The 14,231-nt window shown below is 60.1% G+C and carries 16 protein-coding genes; 8 read left to right on the plus strand and 8 right to left on the minus strand.

The window, feature by feature from the left end; translation table 11 throughout:
- Positions 1-20: 20 nt before the first annotated feature.
- Together ACQ4OE_RS11445 and ACQ4OE_RS11450 are read right to left on the minus strand one after the other, a co-directional pair.
- On the minus strand, positions 21-746 hold the full coding sequence (locus ACQ4OE_RS11445) for a 4'-phosphopantetheinyl transferase family protein (RefSeq protein ID WP_430946700.1): 726 nt from the start codon (positions 744-746) through the stop codon (positions 21-23).
- Positions 747-916: 170 nt separating this feature from the next.
- On the minus strand, positions 917-1,708 hold the full coding sequence (locus ACQ4OE_RS11450) for a dienelactone hydrolase family protein (RefSeq protein ID WP_430946701.1): 792 nt from the start codon (positions 1,706-1,708) through the stop codon (positions 917-919).
- Between the two features lie 144 nt (positions 1,709-1,852).
- Between ACQ4OE_RS11450 and ACQ4OE_RS11455 the strand changes: the two genes are divergently transcribed.
- The 3 genes from ACQ4OE_RS11455 to ACQ4OE_RS11465 all read left to right on the plus strand — a co-directional run bounded on the left by ACQ4OE_RS11455 (position 1,853) and on the right by ACQ4OE_RS11465 (position 4,629).
- Entirely contained in the window at positions 1,853-2,458 is a 606-nt protein-coding gene (locus ACQ4OE_RS11455) for a hypothetical protein (protein WP_122592277.1), read from the plus strand.
- A gap of 150 nt (positions 2,459-2,608) precedes the next feature.
- Positions 2,609-3,286 carry a response regulator transcription factor gene (locus ACQ4OE_RS11460; RefSeq protein WP_008079190.1) on the plus strand — a complete coding sequence of 226 codons (678 nt, stop codon included), beginning with the start codon at positions 2,609-2,611 and terminating at the stop codon, positions 3,284-3,286.
- On the plus strand, positions 3,283-4,629 hold the full coding sequence (locus tag ACQ4OE_RS11465; protein ID WP_430946702.1) for an ATP-binding protein: 1,347 nt from the start codon (positions 3,283-3,285) through the stop codon (positions 4,627-4,629). Before ACQ4OE_RS11460 ends, ACQ4OE_RS11465 begins: the two co-directional genes overlap by 4 nt.
- A 122-nt stretch (positions 4,630-4,751) precedes the next feature.
- Here the strand turns inward: ACQ4OE_RS11465 and ACQ4OE_RS11470 are convergent, their stop codons facing one another.
- On the minus strand, positions 4,752-5,750 hold the full coding sequence (locus tag ACQ4OE_RS11470; RefSeq protein WP_430946703.1) for an AraC family transcriptional regulator: 999 nt from the start codon (positions 5,748-5,750) through the stop codon (positions 4,752-4,754).
- 351 nt (positions 5,751-6,101) lie between these two features.
- On the opposite strand from ACQ4OE_RS11470, the gene ACQ4OE_RS11475 reads away from it, so the two are divergent.
- Positions 6,102-7,436, plus strand: coding sequence for a dicarboxylate/amino acid:cation symporter (locus tag ACQ4OE_RS11475; protein ID WP_122592274.1), 1,335 nt, complete (start codon positions 6,102-6,104; stop codon positions 7,434-7,436).
- 145 nt (positions 7,437-7,581) lie between these two features.
- The gene (locus ACQ4OE_RS11480) at positions 7,582-8,763 is read left to right on the plus strand and encodes a CaiB/BaiF CoA transferase family protein (protein ID WP_430946704.1); all 1,182 of its coding nucleotides are present in this window, start codon (positions 7,582-7,584) and stop codon (positions 8,761-8,763) included.
- A gap of 168 nt (positions 8,764-8,931) precedes the next feature.
- Here ACQ4OE_RS11480 and ACQ4OE_RS11485 read toward each other — a convergent pair whose 3' ends face one another.
- Together ACQ4OE_RS11485 and ACQ4OE_RS11490 are read right to left on the minus strand one after the other, a co-directional pair.
- Positions 8,932-9,426 carry a SprT family zinc-dependent metalloprotease gene (locus ACQ4OE_RS11485; protein ID WP_122592272.1) on the minus strand — a complete coding sequence of 165 codons (495 nt, stop codon included), beginning with the start codon at positions 9,424-9,426 and terminating at the stop codon, positions 8,932-8,934.
- 127 nt (positions 9,427-9,553) lie between these two features.
- Positions 9,554-10,156: a Yip1 family protein gene (locus ACQ4OE_RS11490; protein ID WP_007917515.1), complete on the minus strand. Its 603-nt coding sequence runs from the start codon at positions 10,154-10,156 to the stop codon at positions 9,554-9,556.
- Positions 10,157-10,444: 288 nt separating this feature from the next.
- On the opposite strand from ACQ4OE_RS11490, the gene ttcA reads away from it, so the two are divergent.
- Together ttcA and ACQ4OE_RS11500 are read left to right on the plus strand one after the other, a co-directional pair.
- Complete coding sequence (gene ttcA, locus ACQ4OE_RS11495) at positions 10,445-11,269, plus strand: tRNA 2-thiocytidine(32) synthetase TtcA (protein ID WP_093442168.1); 825 nt, start codon at positions 10,445-10,447, stop codon at positions 11,267-11,269.
- A 134-nt stretch (positions 11,270-11,403) separates the two neighbouring features.
- Entirely contained in the window at positions 11,404-12,078 is a 675-nt protein-coding gene (locus tag ACQ4OE_RS11500; protein WP_122592270.1) for a DNA-3-methyladenine glycosylase I, read from the plus strand.
- 135 nt (positions 12,079-12,213) lie between these two features.
- On the opposite strand, the gene ACQ4OE_RS11505 is transcribed toward ACQ4OE_RS11500, so the two are convergent.
- Genes ACQ4OE_RS11505 through arsC form a run of 3 tightly spaced genes read right to left on the minus strand, consistent with a single transcriptional unit; the run spans position 12,214 to position 13,588 of the window.
- The gene (locus ACQ4OE_RS11505) at positions 12,214-12,639 is read right to left on the minus strand and encodes a DUF2069 domain-containing protein (RefSeq protein ID WP_430946705.1); all 426 of its coding nucleotides are present in this window, start codon (positions 12,637-12,639) and stop codon (positions 12,214-12,216) included.
- A gap of 2 nt (positions 12,640-12,641) precedes the next feature.
- On the minus strand, positions 12,642-13,238 hold the full coding sequence (wrbA, locus tag ACQ4OE_RS11510) for an NAD(P)H:quinone oxidoreductase (RefSeq protein ID WP_122592268.1): 597 nt from the start codon (positions 13,236-13,238) through the stop codon (positions 12,642-12,644).
- A complete protein-coding gene (arsC, locus tag ACQ4OE_RS11515; RefSeq protein ID WP_430946706.1) occupies positions 13,235-13,588 on the minus strand; it encodes an arsenate reductase (glutaredoxin) in 354 nt (117 codons plus the stop codon). The genes wrbA and arsC overlap by 4 nt, the downstream gene beginning before the upstream one ends.
- Positions 13,589-13,701: 113 nt before the next feature.
- On the opposite strand from arsC, the gene ACQ4OE_RS11520 reads away from it, so the two are divergent.
- A complete protein-coding gene (locus tag ACQ4OE_RS11520) occupies positions 13,702-14,169 on the plus strand; it encodes a TlpA disulfide reductase family protein (protein WP_122592266.1) in 468 nt (155 codons plus the stop codon).
- Positions 14,170-14,231: the final 62 nt, after the last annotated feature.

Consider the following 14,231-nt stretch of genomic DNA (forward strand, 5'->3'; position numbering starts at 1 on the left):
CGAACAGACGCTAAAAAGCCTCAGGCTTGAATACTGACCAGACTCAACAACTGCCCATCCCGCACACCGAACTGCGCATCAAGCTCACTGCCTTTGCGCCACTCGGCTGACAAATCCGTCAACAACCGCAGCCGCACTGCACCGGCCTCAGTCCATTCCAGCACTTCCGCGTGCTCGAAATAAAAGCGCTGCTGCACAATCGGATAGAGCGCCTTGAACAGGCTCTCCTTCACCGAAAACGTCAGCGTCACCCACAACGCCAATTGCTCTGGCGAACCGGCCGCCATGCGCTGCATTTCCGCCGGTGTGAGAATTTCCCCGGCCAGACGTTCGGCGCGCTCAGTGCTCAGCAGGTTTTCCAGATCCATGCCCAAGCCGCGCCAGTGTTGCTTGTTGGCGACAATTGCGGCGGCATGACCGGTGCTGTGGGTGATCGAGCCGCAGATGTGTGCGGGCCAGATCGGCGCGCGATCTTCGCCAATGGGCGGCACAACGTTGGAGCCCTCCAATTGCTGCAACGCCGCCCGGGCGCAGATTCGCCCGGCGAGAAACTCGGCCTGACGCTTGGCCACCGAACGCTGAATGCTCGGCGGTGCAACGATGGCGCTGCGTTGAAAGTCATCGCCAAGCAGTTGGGCGGGGTCGAAGTGAGTGCTGAGCAGCACGGTGTCAGGCAAGACCGTCGGCAACGGCCAGTGGCTGTCGAGCGCGGTGCAGCAGGCGGGGAGGGCGGGGGTGAGATTCATGGCGGGCATTTTGCCGGTTAGTCGGGGCGAGGTCGAGTTCGTACGATGAGGCATTCCCACGCTCTGTGTGGGAACGCCTCATCGGACGCTCCGCGTTCGGCTCTTGGGACGCAGAGCGTCCCGGGCTGCGTTCCCACGCAGAGCGTGGGAACGATCAGGTGCGCAGTGGGTTAGCTGAAGATTTTCTGGAAGAACGCTTTCATGTCCGCCCAGGATTTTTCATCCGCGGCCTTGTTGTAACCAATGTCCGGGCCACCGTGTTCGCCATGACTCAACCGATCGGCATCCGGATTGGTAAAGCCATGCTTGGCGCCATCCAGACTGACAAACTTGTAGTCTGCCCCGGCCTTGTCCATTTCCGATTTGAACGCGGTGACGTTGTCCGGGGTGACCATACTGTCCAGCGCACCGTGCTCGACCAGAATCTTCGCGTTCACACTGCCAGGGGTTGCCGGGGTCTTGGTCGCCAGCGCGCCGTGGAAACTCACCACGCCCGCCAGCGGCTCGCCTTGTCGCGCCGCGTTCAGCACCACGCCACCGCCGAAGCAGTAACCGATGGCGGCGATTTTATTCACGTCGGTCTGCGGCTGTTTCTTCAGCAAGTTCAGCCCGGCCTCGAAGCGCCTGCTGGAAGCAGCCGCGTCCGCAGTGGCTGCCTGCATGAACGCCATCGCGTCTTTCGGGTGCTCGGTGTTCTTGCCTTCGCCGTACATGTCGATCGCCAGTGCGCTGTAGCCGAGCGCGGCGAGATCGCGGGCGCGGCGCTTGGCGTAATCGTTCAGGCCCCACCATTCGTGCACCACGACCACGCCGGGGCGCGCGCCTTTTATGGCGTCGTCATACGCGTAGTAACCGATCAGCTGGGTGCCGTCGGCGCTCTGGTAGGGAATCTCTTCAGTCTTGATCGCAGCCTGGGTGAAGCTGCTGACCGCCAGCAAAGTGAGCGCGAGGAACAGGCGCATGGTCGGGGTCTCCTTATCGAAAGTGGTGAAAACAGCCTAGTCGATTTGGTTCAGGTCAGGTTCAGAGACGGTTCAGGGTCGGTACAGGGGCGGCTCAGTAACCTTGCGCCATACCCAAACAGCACTGTGAAAGAGGAAATACCCATGACTCGTTTTAACAAACTGTTGCTGGCGTTTACCCTGTTAGGCTCCAGCATCGCGGCCAATGCCGACGAGACCAGCAACTTCGCCGGCCTGACCTTTGGCCAGACCAGCGACAAGATCAACAAGTCCAACGCGCTCAACGACAACCTCGGCCACCCGAATGCCACAGGCGCCATCGACGGCAACAACACCTACGGCGTACGCCTCGGTCAGCAAAACAGCCAGGGTCGCTACTACGCCACCTACGACAACGTGTCGGGCTCGCACAATGGCATTAAACTCCGTCAGGAAAATCTGCTGGGCAGCTACGATCTGTTCTATCCAGTGGGCGGCAGCACCAAGTTGTTCGGCGGCGGCACGGCCGGTCTGACCAAGCTGACTCAGGATTCGCCAGGCTACAGCCGCGACAGTGACATCGGTTATGCGGTCGGCGGCCAGTTCGGTGTGTTGCAGCAAGTCTCGCAAAACACCTCGGTCGAACTCGGTTACCGTTACCTGATGAGCAACGCCAGCACCGAAATGAAAGAAAGCGGTGGCAGCAAACAGGGCTCGCTGGATTTGACCAGCAGCGCGCAGACTTACCTGTCGGCTAACTACAATTTCTAAGGAATTGTCGTCAGGCTAAATGTGGGAGCGAGCCTGCTCGCGAAAGCGGTGGATCAGTCGATCAATTTATCGACTGACACGCAGCGTTCGCGAGCAGGCTCGCTCCCACAGGTGTGTTTTTGGAGATTCTGGATTTACCGGGAGAGAGTCATGAAACTGTTGGTCGTCGAAGATGAGGCGCTGTTGCGCCATCACCTGCAAACCCGCCTCACTGAGAGCGGTCACGTGGTCGAATCCGTGGCCAATGCCGAAGAGGCGCTGTACCAGACCGGGCAGTTCAACTTTGACCTGGCGGTGATCGATCTCGGCCTGCCGGGCATGGGCGGTCTCGACCTGATCCGCCAGTTGCGCTCGGGCGGCAAGACCTTCCCGATCCTGATCCTCACCGCGCGCGGCAACTGGCAGGACAAGGTCGAAGGCCTCGCCGCCGGCGCCGACGATTACGTGGTCAAGCCATTTCAATTCGAAGAGCTCGACGCGCGCCTGAATGCCTTGCTGCGCCGCTCCAGCGGTTTCACCCAGTCGACCATCGTCGCCGGCCCGCTGCTGCTCGACCTCAATCGCAAGCAGGCGACTCTCGATGAACAGCCACTGGCGCTGACCGCGTACGAATATCGCATCCTCGAATACCTCATGCGCCACCATCAGCAAGTGGTGCCCAAGGATCGCTTGATGGAACAGCTCTATCCGGACGACGACGAGCGCGATCCGAATGTCATCGAAGTGCTGGTCGGCCGCCTGCGCCGCAAACTCGAAGGCCCGGCCGGGTTCAAGCCGATCGACACCGTGCGCGGCCTCGGCTACCTGTTCAATGAGCGCTGCACTTGATTCGTTCTCTTCGCGTTCGTTTGATGCTCGCCGCCACCACGTTGGCGGTGTTGTTCATGCTCGCCTTGCTCCCGGCGATGCAAGGCGCGTTCAGCCTGGCGTTGCAGGACTCGATCGAACAACGCTTGGCGTCTGACGTCACCACGCTAATCTCAGCCGCGCGTATCGAAAACGGTCGGCTGGTGATGCCCAACCAGTTGCCGGACGAGCGTTTCAACCTGACGGATTTCCGTTTGCTCGGCTACATCTACGACCGTGAAGGGCATCTGGTCTGGCGCTCGAAAGCCACCCAAGAAGAGCAGATCAATTACAAGCCGCGTTATGACGGCCTCGGTAACGAGTTTGCGCGGATCCGCGAGGTCAATGGTCAGGAATTCTTCGTTTACGACGTCGAAGTCAAACTGCTCGGCGGCAAAAGCGCAGCGTTCAGCATTGTCGCCCTGCAACCGGTGCGCGAGTACGAAACCACCCTTGAAGGCCTGCGGGAAAATCTCTATCTGGGTTTCGGCGCGGCTTTGCTGGTGTTGCTGGCGTTGCTGTGGATTGGCCTGACCTGGGGTCTCAAAGCCCTGCGCCAACTCAGCCAGGAATTGGATGAGATCGAAGGCGGCACCCGCGAAAGCCTCACCGAACAGCACCCGCGCGAACTGCTGCGCCTGACCGGCTCGCTCAACCGCTTGCTGCACAGCGAACGCCAGCAGCGCAGCCGCTACCGTGATTCCCTCGATGACCTCGCGCACAGCCTGAAAACCCCGTTGACGGTGTTGCAAGGCGTCAGCGAAGACATGGCCCAGCGCCCGGAAGATCGCGATCAGGCCTGGGTGCTGCAATCGCAGATCGAACGCATGAGCCAGCAGATCGGCTACCAACTGCAACGCGCGAGCCTGCGCAAAAGTGGTCTGGTGCGCCATCAGGTGCGCCTGCAACCAGTGTTGAAAAGTCTCTGCGACACCCTCGACAAGGTTTACCGCGATAAACACGTGCGCGTGGCCTTTGATCTGCCCGAGCATTGTTACGTGCCGATCGAGCAGGGTGCGTTGCTGGAGATGATGGGCAACCTGTTGGAAAACGCCTATCGCCTGTGCCTGGGCGAAGTGCGCATCAGCGTGCGTGAAAATCACGCCGGGGTTGAACTGTGCATCGAAGACGACGGCCCGGGCGTACCGCCGGATCAGCGTGCGCGGATTCTCGAGCGTGGCGAACGGCTGGATGCCCAGCATCCGGGGCAGGGGATCGGCTTGGCGGTGGTCAAGGACATCATCGAAAGTTACAGCGCCAAGCTCACGTTGGGGGATTCGCCGATGGGTGGGGCGGCGTTCAGGATTCATTTTCCTGCGGTTTAGAAGTCGGCAGTACCGGCCTCTACGCGAGCAGGCTCGCTCCCACCTTTGAAATGCATTCCCCTGTGGGAGCGAGCCTGCTCGCGAAAGCGCCCGTTAATTCACCACCGAAAGTCGCGGCTGCCTCACTGCTCCTGCGCCCGATACGCCCCCGGCGTCAGCCCCGTCCACTTCTTGAACGCCCGGTGAAACGCCGACGGCTCGGAAAACCCCAACTGCTCGGCAATCTGCTGCAACGACAAATCCGCGCGGCCCAAATGATAGATGGCGATATCCCGCCGCAGCTGATCCTTCAACTCCTGAAAACTGCTGCCTTCCTCACGCAAGTGCCGGCGCAGCGTTTGCGGGCTGATGTGCAAGTGCGCCGCCACTGCTTCCAGGTCCGGCCAGTTCGCACTGTCGCGGCTGAGCAAACGGCGCAGGCGACTGCTGAGGCTGTCGCCATCGTCCGGGCGCGAGAGCAGGTCGGCGGGGGAGCGTTCGAGAAAGTGTTTGAGCGTGCGCTCGTCTTGCAACAACGGCATCGGCAGGTAGCGGCTATGAAACAGCAGACTGCTGTGCTCGGTGCCGAAGGTCAGCGGGCAGGGGAACAGCAAGTCGTATTCGGCACCATGGGCGGGTTTCGCGTAACTGAAGGTTGCGTGTTCGAGGCGAATCCGCTGGCCGATCAGCCAACTGCCGAGGCGATGCCAGATCACCAGCAGGCTTTCGGTCAGAAAGTGATCCGGGTCCCATAACGCGCAATCGTCGAGGCTCAACCGCACCCATTCGTCTTCGCGGGTCAGGGTCAGACGCGGGGCGCCGGCGAATAGGCTATAAAACAATAAGCCGCGTTGCAGAGCCTTCTCCAGATTGCGGCAGTGAATCGCGGCATGGCACATCATGGCGAAACTGCCGGGTTTGCTCGGGGCGTTGCCGAAGCCCAGGTACTCGTCGTCCAGCGCCAGCCACAACGCCTGAAGCAATTGAGTGAACTGCTCCGGCGCGATGCGCGCACGCGGTTCATCGAGCAGCTCGGGGCTGATGCCCAGTTGCTGCAACAGGTCGGAGTAATCGAAGCCCAGACGGCGCGCGCCACCGAGGGCGGCACGGGCGAAATGACTGGCAATGGTGCGTTCGCGCATAAGCGGCAGATCCTTCCTCTAGTGCCGGATGGTAGTCGGGGGCGATCACCTGCAACAAGGCGGATTTCCGCCAAATTGTAGGACGAGAAGTGGCGAGTTGGCGGAAATCCGCCACACTCAAGTAACCAGGCGGTGACAGTAAAAAACCTGCAGGCCTTGATATCAAAAGGCTTGCAGCGATATGCACCAAAGTGGCACGGCGTTTGCGATAAGAGCGACAGAAGCGTGCGTTTATGCCGTCCGGAAAGCGCCGCTCCAACAACAAATCCCTCCAGTGCAGGAGGGTTCGCAATTCAGGTTTCGCGGTCAACAGATGGATGTTGCCACGCGAGGCTCTTGAGGAAATCTGCAATGACGACTCGTCAGCCACTGTACAAATCCCTGTATTTCCAGGTGATCATCGCGATCATCATCGGTATCGCGCTTGGTCATTACTACCCGCAGTTCGGCGTGGCGGTAAAGCCGCTGGGTGACGGGTTCATCAAACTGATCAAAATGATCATTGCTCCGATCATCTTCTGCACCGTGGTCAGCGGCATCGCTGGCATGCAAAGCATGAAATCGGTCGGCAAGACCGGTGGTTACGCTCTTCTGTACTTCGAAATCGTTTCGACCATCGCTCTGCTGGTTGGCCTGGTTGTGGTCAACATCGTCCAGCCAGGCAACGGCATGCACATCGACGTTGCGACCCTCGACGCTTCGAAAGTCGCTTCCTATGTGGCGGCTGGCGCTGACCAAAGCGTTGTCGGCTTCCTGCTCAACGTGATCCCGACCACCATCGTCGGCGCGTTCGCCACTGGCGACATCCTGCAAGTGCTGATGTTCTCGGTGATCTTCGGTTTCGCCCTGCATCGCCTGGGTGACTACGGCCGTCCGATCCTCGACTTCATCGATCGCTTCGCCCACGTGATGTTCAACATCATCAACATGATCATGAAGCTCGCGCCAATCGGTGCCTTCGGTGCCATGGCCTTCACCATCGGTGCCTACGGTGTCGGCTCGCTGGTGCAGCTCGGTCAACTGATGATCTGCTTCTACATCACCTGCCTGCTGTTCGTGCTGATCGTGCTCGGCGGTATCGCCCGTATGCACGGTTTCAGCGTGCTGAAGATGATCCGTTACATCCGTGAAGAACTGCTGATCGTACTCGGCACCTCGTCGTCGGAATCGGTATTGCCACGCATGCTGATCAAGATGGAGCGTCTGGGCGCGAAGAAGTCGGTAGTGGGTCTGGTGATCCCGACCGGTTACTCGTTCAACCTCGACGGTACTGCGATCTACCTGACCATGGCCGCCGTGTTCATTGCTCAGGCAACCGACACGCACATGGACATCACTCACCAGATCACCCTGCTGGTGGTGCTGCTGCTGTCCTCCAAAGGCGCCGCCGGTGTCACCGGTTCGGGCTTCATCGTGTTGGCGGCAACCCTGTCGGCGGTAGGTCACCTGCCGGTGGCCGGTCTGGCGCTGATCCTCGGTATTGATCGCTTCATGTCCGAAGCACGCGCACTGACCAACCTGGTGGGTAACGCTGTAGCGACCATCGTGGTTGCCAAGTGGGTGAAAGAGCTGGACACCGACGTCCTCGACGCCGAACTGGCTTCCGGCGGTCGCGGCATCTCCGAAACTCGCCCGGAAGACGACCTGGGTGTGGCTGAAGGCCCAACCCCGAGCAATGTGAAGTAAGCTTCGCTTATATGAAAAAACCCGCTTCGGCGGGTTTTTTCTTGGCTGCGATTTGAGCGTAACGGTCACACTCGCTGACATTTCCGGTGATTGCTGCATCGGCAATGGCTGCCTAGGCTGAGTGCATCGCTCAAGGAGTTTGCCCATGTCTGCACCGCTGGCCTCACTGAAGATCCTCGATTTCTCGACCTTGTTGCCGGGGCCGTTCGCCTCGCTGTTGCTGGCGGACATGGGCGCCGAGGTGCTGCGCATCGAATCGCCGACGCGCATGGACCTGCTGCGGGTATTACCGCCGCATGACGGCGGCACATCGGCCAGTCACGCTTATCTGAATCGCAATAAACGCAGCCTGGCGTTGGACCTGAAACAGCCCGAGGCGCTGGAAGTGGTCAAGCAGTTGCTGGGCGAGTACGACATTGTTCTGGAGCAATTTCGTCCCGGAGTGATGGAGCGTTTGGGGTTGGGTTATGAAGCGTTGAAAGCCATCAACCCGAAGTTGATCTACGTGTCGATCAGCGGCTACGGCCAGACCGGTCCGTACAAGGATCGCGCCGGGCATGACATCAACTATCTGGCGCTGGCGGGGCTGGCCAGCTACACCGGTCGCGGCGACAGCGGGCCACTGCCGTTGGGCATGCAAGTGGCGGACATCGCCGGTGGCTCGCTGCACGGCGTGATCGGCCTGCTGGCGGCGGTGATCGCCCGCCAGCAGACGGGGCAGGGCACGCATCTGGACGTGAGCATGACCGACTGCGCGTTCAGCCTCAACGCCATGGCTGGGGCCGGGTATCTGGCTTGTGGCGCGGAACCGGGCTGGGAAGATCAGATGCTCAATGGCGGCAGTTTCTATGACTACTACCGCTCGCGGGATGGCCGCTGGATGTCGGTGGGCAGTCTGGAACCGGCCTTCATGCAGCAATTGTGTGCGGCGCTGGGCCGGCCGGAGTTGGCGGCGCTGGGTTTATCGCCCAAACCAGAACAGCAGCAACAGTTGAAATACGCGCTGACGGTCGAGTTTGAAAAGCATGATTTCGCCGAACTGTGCGAGCTGTTTGCCGGGATCGATGCGTGTGTCGAGCCGGTGTTGAGTCTGAGTGAGGCGGTGCGCCATCCGCAGTTGCAGGCGCGTGAACTAGTGACGCAGGTGCCGCGGGGGGATGGTTCGACCCAAGCGCAGATAGCGTGCCCGTTGAAGTTTTCCGAGGCGTTGCCGGCGCCGCGGCATGTTGGCGCGGCGTTGGGGCAGCATACGGACGAGGTGTTGGCGGAGCTGGGGTTTGGTGCTGAGCGGATTGCTGAATTGCGTTCTGCCAAAGTCATTCTCTAGCGCCTATACCGGCTCTTTCGCGAGCAGGCCAGAACAGGCAATAAAAAACTGACTATTAGCTCGTTCCCACGCTCTGCGTGGGAATGCATCCCGTGACGCTCTGCGTCACAGTGGACGCGGAGCGTCCATGGCGGCGTTCCCACGCGGAGCATGGGAACGATCAGGGAGTCACTCGACGCGCATCTCGCCACTGAACACCAAGGTACTCCGGCAGCGCCGACACAAATATCGCCGCCCCTGCCTGACCAAACCATGGCGCTGCGCCGAGAACGGGAAATCACTGTCGACGCACGGGCATTTGTAGATGTAGCGGGTCACGCTGCGGCGTTTGATTGCATAGGTGTGGCAGCGATCCGGCGGCAGTTCGTAAACGCCGCGCATGATCAATTGCCATTCCTCGCCATGGGGCTGGATACGGTCGCCGAACAACTGATGGGCGATCAAGTGTGCAACTTCGTGGGCCACGGTCTGCTTGAGGAAGTGCTCGACGTTTTCCCGGTACAGCTGCGGGTTGAAGCGCAGCAGGTTCTCGTGCAAATGCGCGACACCGGCTTTTTGCCCGCGCAGCTTGAGGCTCACGACCGGGCGTGGGAAAGAACGTTTGAAAAAGGATTCAGCGAGTTGGTAACAATCTTCGACGCGGGTATTGAGTTGCTCGGGCATGCTTGATGGATCTCCAGAGGCGTCGAGTATGCCGCAACGCCGCCGACTTGCGAATCGTCGAGCTGCCGAATGGTCATCCTCGAAACGACAAGGCCGCCTTGCGGCGGCCTGGATTCAGCCTGACGAGTCAGTTGGTATAAACGGGCCCTACGCCCAGCCCCCAGACAATCACGGTGAACGCCATGATGGCAACCAGCACCACCAGACCCACCGCCAGCACCGAGCTGGAAAACAGGAAACCTTCATCCGACGGGATATTCATGAACGTCGGCAGCCCCACGTACAACAGATACACCGTGTAGCAGATCGCCGCGGTCCCCACGATCATTCCCAGCCACATATGCGGATACAGCGCCGCGAGTCCGCCGACAAACAACGGGGTCGCCGTGTACGTGGCAAATGCCACACAGCGCGCCAGGCTTGGATTGGCATCATAGGTGCGCGCCATCCAGTGCACGAAGGCGCCCATCACCGCGACGCCGCCGAGCATCGCCAGATACGACATGACGGTCATCCAGATCGCGCTTTCGACGGTGAGCATCACCGGCGCACGGTTGCCGATCACCCAGCCGACCTGAGTGGTGCCGATAAACGCCGAGACAGCGGGGATCGCCGCCAGAATCAACGTGTGGGTGAGGTACATGTGGCTGATGCTTTCCTCTTGGTCGCCACGGATTTCCTTCCATTCCTGATCGGGGTGGGTGAAAAGTCCCACTACGTGATGGATCATGCCAGTCACTCCTCTTGTTATTGCCATCGCCCCCCAACGGAGCGCCTACGGGCCAACGAGGCCGAGCAAATTCAGGTCTTCAGATGTGTGCGACCTTACGTCGCAGTATAGAAAGGACTTACCCGCACAGGTATTAGGGGCTTAGAGCAAATCGCGCTGTAAACAAGGCGCGTAATCGCCTCAGGGTCTGTCAACGCGCCGTCGGCGCACCGCGACAACCTGTGCCCACAACCCCGGGGTTTTTGCGTAAAATGCCGGCCTTTCGTCACACCTCACGGATTTCGCGTCATGGGCACTCTTACGGTCAACCAGAACAAACTGCAAAAGCGCCTGCGCCGCCTGGCCGGCGAAGCGGTCGCCGATTTCAACATGATTGAAGACGGCGACAAGGTCATGGTCTGCCTGTCTGGCGGCAAGGACAGTTACACCATGCTCGACGTGCTGCTGCACCTGCAGAAGGTTGCGCCGATCAAGTTCGAGATCGTTGCCGTGAACATGGACCAGAAGCAGCCGGGCTTCCCCGAGCACGTGCTGCCGGCCTATCTGAAAGAGCTGGGCGTCGAGTACCACATCGTCGAGAAAGACACCTATTCGGTGGTCAAGGAATTGATTCCGGAAGGCAAGACCACTTGCTCGCTGTGCTCGCGCCTGCGTCGCGGCACGCTGTACACCTTTGCTGACGAAATCGGCGCGACGAAAATGGCCCTGGGTCATCACCGCGACGACATCGTCGAGACGTTCTTCCTCAACATGTTCTTCAACGGTTCGCTGAAAGCCATGCCGCCGAAGCTGCGCGCCGATGACGGTCGCAACGTGGTGATCCGTCCGCTGGCGTACTGCAACGAGAAAGACATTCAGGCTTATTCGGACTTCAAGGAATTCCCGATCATCCCGTGCAACCTCTGCGGTTCGCAGGAAAACCTGCAGCGTCAGGTGGTCAAGGAAATGCTTCAGGACTGGGAACGCAAGACTCCGGGCCGAACGGAAAGCATCTTCCGCAGTCTGCAGAACGTGATCCCGTCGCAACTGGCCGACCGCAACCTGTTCGACTTCACCAGCCTCAAGATTGACGAGACCGCCGCTTCGCGCTTCGTCAACGTCGTTAACCTGTAAACACCTTCAAATGTGGGAGCGAGCCTGCTCGCGAAAGCGGTGTGTCATTCAACTGATTTGTTGACTGAGGCTCCCACTTCGCGAGCAGGCTCGCTCCCACGTTGGTTTCTTCGCTTTATTCAATAGGAGAGGGCATGCGCGATTACAAGTGGCTGCACGAATACTGTCTGAACCGTTTCGGTTCGGCGGCTGAACTGGAAGCCCATCTGCCCGTACCCAAGACGCCCGCACAACTGCGCAAGATCAGCGACGACCGCTACCTCTCGACCATGGCTCTGCGCGTGTTCCGTGCCGGCCTCAAGCACAGCCTGGTCGACGCCAAGTGGCCGGCCTTCGAAGAAGTGTTCTTCAAGTTCGATCCGGAAAAAGTTGTGCTGATGAGCGCCGAACATCTCGAGCGGCTGATGCAGGACGCGCGGATCATCCGTCACTTGGGCAAGCTCAAGAGCGTGCCGCGCAATGCGCAGTTCATTCTCGACGTGGAACAGGACAAGGGCAGCTTCGGTGCATTGATTGCCGACTGGCCGGTGACCGATATCGTCGGCCTGTGGACCTATCTGAAAAAGCACGGCCATCAGCTTGGCGGGCTCTCGGCGCCACGCTTTTTGCGCATGGTCGGCAAGGATACCTTCGTGCCGAGTTATGACGTGGTTGCGGCGCTGAACGCACAGAAGATCGTCGACAAGGTGCCGACCAGCCAGCGCGATCTGAAGATTGTCCAGGACGCGTTCAACCAGTGGCATGAACAGAGCGGCGGGCGGCCGATGAGCCAGATATCGATGATGCTCTCGTACACCGTCAACCATTAAGTCAATCCGATCGTTCCCATGCTCCGCGTGGGAATGCCGCCCGGGACGCTCCGCGTCCCTGAGACGCAGAGCGTCTCTGGATGCATTCCCACGCAGAGCGTGGGAACGATCGGTGTAGCAACTGATGGTGATCGGTCAGGCGACGGAAATCTCGCCTTCGCCCGCCAGTTTGCGATTCAACTGATACCGCCACCGCACATACAGCAGCGCCGAGCAGAACACCGCCAGGCTCGCAACCATCTCCAGCACCCCAAACAACTGCCGGTTCGGGTCATACGCCGCCAGTGCGCCTTTGATGAAATACAGATTCACCACGAAACACATCCACGAATGACCACGGGCGCTGCCGATGATCATCGCGGGCGCGAGGACGATCCACGGGATCAGCTCGACCAGCAGAATCACCCACGGACGCGCACCGTGCAGGTCGGCGAAGACCAGATAGTAGGCCGCGAGCAATCCGCCCAAAGCGAGAAAGCTCAGCAGGCTGACAATTCGCATCGCTTTCACGCGCGGCTCCAGCCATTCGACCGAGGGCAGGACTTTCGGCTTTTTCGCCACTGTCAGCCCTCCAGTTTCTGCGCAGTCTTGGCCAGGCGCAGACCGAGGGCGCGGCACAGTGCCACTTCGTGCTGATCGAGGGCTTTTTTGCCATCCGCCCCGGCGTGATGACTGGCACCGTAAGGCGTACCGCCGCCCTGGGTTTCCAGCAGCGCCGATTCGCTGTACGGCAGACCGGTGATCAACATGCCGTGGTGCAGCAACGGCAGCATCATCGACAGCAGAGTGGTTTCCTGACCGCCGTGCAAACTGGCGGTGGAGGTGAACACGCCGGCCGGTTTGCCGACGAGGGCGCCGGTCAGCCAGAGGTTGCTGGTGCCATCGAGGAAGTATTTCAGCGGTGCGGCCATGTTGCCGAACCGCGTCGGGCTGCCGAGGGCGAGGCCGGCGCAGTTCTTCAAATCATCGAGGGTGGCGTAGAGCGCGCCTTCGTCCGGGATGCTCGGCGATACCGCTTCGCACTCGGTGGAGATTGCCGGCACCGTGCGCAGACGCGCTTCAAGGCCTGCCTGCTCGACACCGCGAGCAATTTGCCGGGCCATCTCGTTGGTCGAGCCGTTGCGGCTGTAATACAACACCAGAATGTAGGGCGCGCTCACGGCAGCAACTCCAGCACATTCTCCGGCGGACGACCGATGACCGCTTTGTCGCCGACTTCAAGAATCGGCCGCTCCATCAGTTTTGGATGTTGGGCGATGGCGTCGATCAGTTGCGCTTCGCCGAGGCTTTCGTCAGCCAGCTGAAGCATTTTGTATTCATCTTCCCCGGTGCGCAGCAATTGGCGTGCGCTGATCCCGAGCTTGCCGAGCAGGGCCTTGATTTGCGCCGCGTTCAGCGGGGTTTCGAGGTAGCGCACGATGGTTGGGGTCAGGCCGCGGGCTTCGATGAGTTCCAGCGCGCCGCGGGATTTCGAGCAGCGCGGATTGTGATAAAGCGTCAGATCGGTCATGGCGGGTCGCTTCTGGCGTAAAGTGGCGGCTATTCTAACTGTGCAGCGCGCAATCCAGAACTCTCAGAGGCGATGGGTCGCAGGCGCGTTTAAATTTTCACAAGGAACACGACATGACACGGCGATTGGCAGCGGCATTGACGGTAATCGGGGCGTTGATGCTGGGGGGCTGCGGCAACGACTACGGCATCGACCAGAATGGGCAGAAAGTCGCCTCCGAACGTCTGGACAAGCAATGGGTGGTGCTCAATTACTGGGCCGAGTGGTGTGGCCCGTGCCGCACCGAGATTCCGGAACTCAACCATTTGGCCGATGAGCTCAAGGGCAAAAATGTCGGTGTGTTCGGGGTCAATTTCGACAATGTGCAGGGCGCGGAACTGAAGGACGCCAGCGAAAAACTCGGCATCAAGTTCACCGTGCTGGCGCAGGATCCGGCGGAGCTGTTCGACGTGCCGCGCAGCGAAGCGCTGCCGGTGACGTACATCATCGACAACAAGGGCAAGGTGCGTGAACAGTTGCTGGGCGAGCAGACGGCGGCGGGGGTGATGGCCAAGCTTGAGGCGTTGCAGGCGACCCAATAGATCGTTAGTGGAAAAAAAGATCGCAGCCTTCGGCAGCTCCTACAGGGTGGACACGATCCATG

The sequence above is a fragment of the Pseudomonas sp. WC2 genome, from assembly GCF_050586545.1.
Taxonomy (GTDB): domain Bacteria; phylum Pseudomonadota; class Gammaproteobacteria; order Pseudomonadales; family Pseudomonadaceae; genus Aquipseudomonas.

Coding starts and splice junctions, on each gene's coding strand:
- ACQ4OE_RS11445 (WP_430946700.1), bottom strand. CDS start 746: ATGAATCTCACCCCCGCCCTCCCCGCCTGCTGCACCGCGCTCGACAGC.
- ACQ4OE_RS11450 (WP_430946701.1), bottom strand. CDS start 1,708: ATGCGCCTGTTCCTCGCGCTCACTTTGCTGGCGGTCAGCAGCTTCACC.
- ACQ4OE_RS11455 (WP_122592277.1), top strand. CDS start 1,853: ATGACTCGTTTTAACAAACTGTTGCTGGCGTTTACCCTGTTAGGCTCC.
- ACQ4OE_RS11460 (WP_008079190.1), top strand. CDS start 2,609: ATGAAACTGTTGGTCGTCGAAGATGAGGCGCTGTTGCGCCATCACCTG.
- ACQ4OE_RS11470 (WP_430946703.1), bottom strand. CDS start 5,750: ATGCGCGAACGCACCATTGCCAGTCATTTCGCCCGTGCCGCCCTCGGT.
- ACQ4OE_RS11475 (WP_122592274.1), top strand. CDS start 6,102: ATGACGACTCGTCAGCCACTGTACAAATCCCTGTATTTCCAGGTGATC.
- ACQ4OE_RS11480 (WP_430946704.1), top strand. CDS start 7,582: ATGTCTGCACCGCTGGCCTCACTGAAGATCCTCGATTTCTCGACCTTG.
- ACQ4OE_RS11485 (WP_122592272.1), bottom strand. CDS start 9,426: ATGCCCGAGCAACTCAATACCCGCGTCGAAGATTGTTACCAACTCGCT.
- ACQ4OE_RS11490 (WP_007917515.1), bottom strand. CDS start 10,156: ATGATCCATCACGTAGTGGGACTTTTCACCCACCCCGATCAGGAATGG.
- ttcA (WP_093442168.1), top strand. CDS start 10,445: ATGGGCACTCTTACGGTCAACCAGAACAAACTGCAAAAGCGCCTGCGC.
- ACQ4OE_RS11500 (WP_122592270.1), top strand. CDS start 11,404: ATGCGCGATTACAAGTGGCTGCACGAATACTGTCTGAACCGTTTCGGT.
- arsC (WP_430946706.1), bottom strand. CDS start 13,588: ATGACCGATCTGACGCTTTATCACAATCCGCGCTGCTCGAAATCCCGC.
- ACQ4OE_RS11520 (WP_122592266.1), top strand. CDS start 13,702: ATGACACGGCGATTGGCAGCGGCATTGACGGTAATCGGGGCGTTGATG.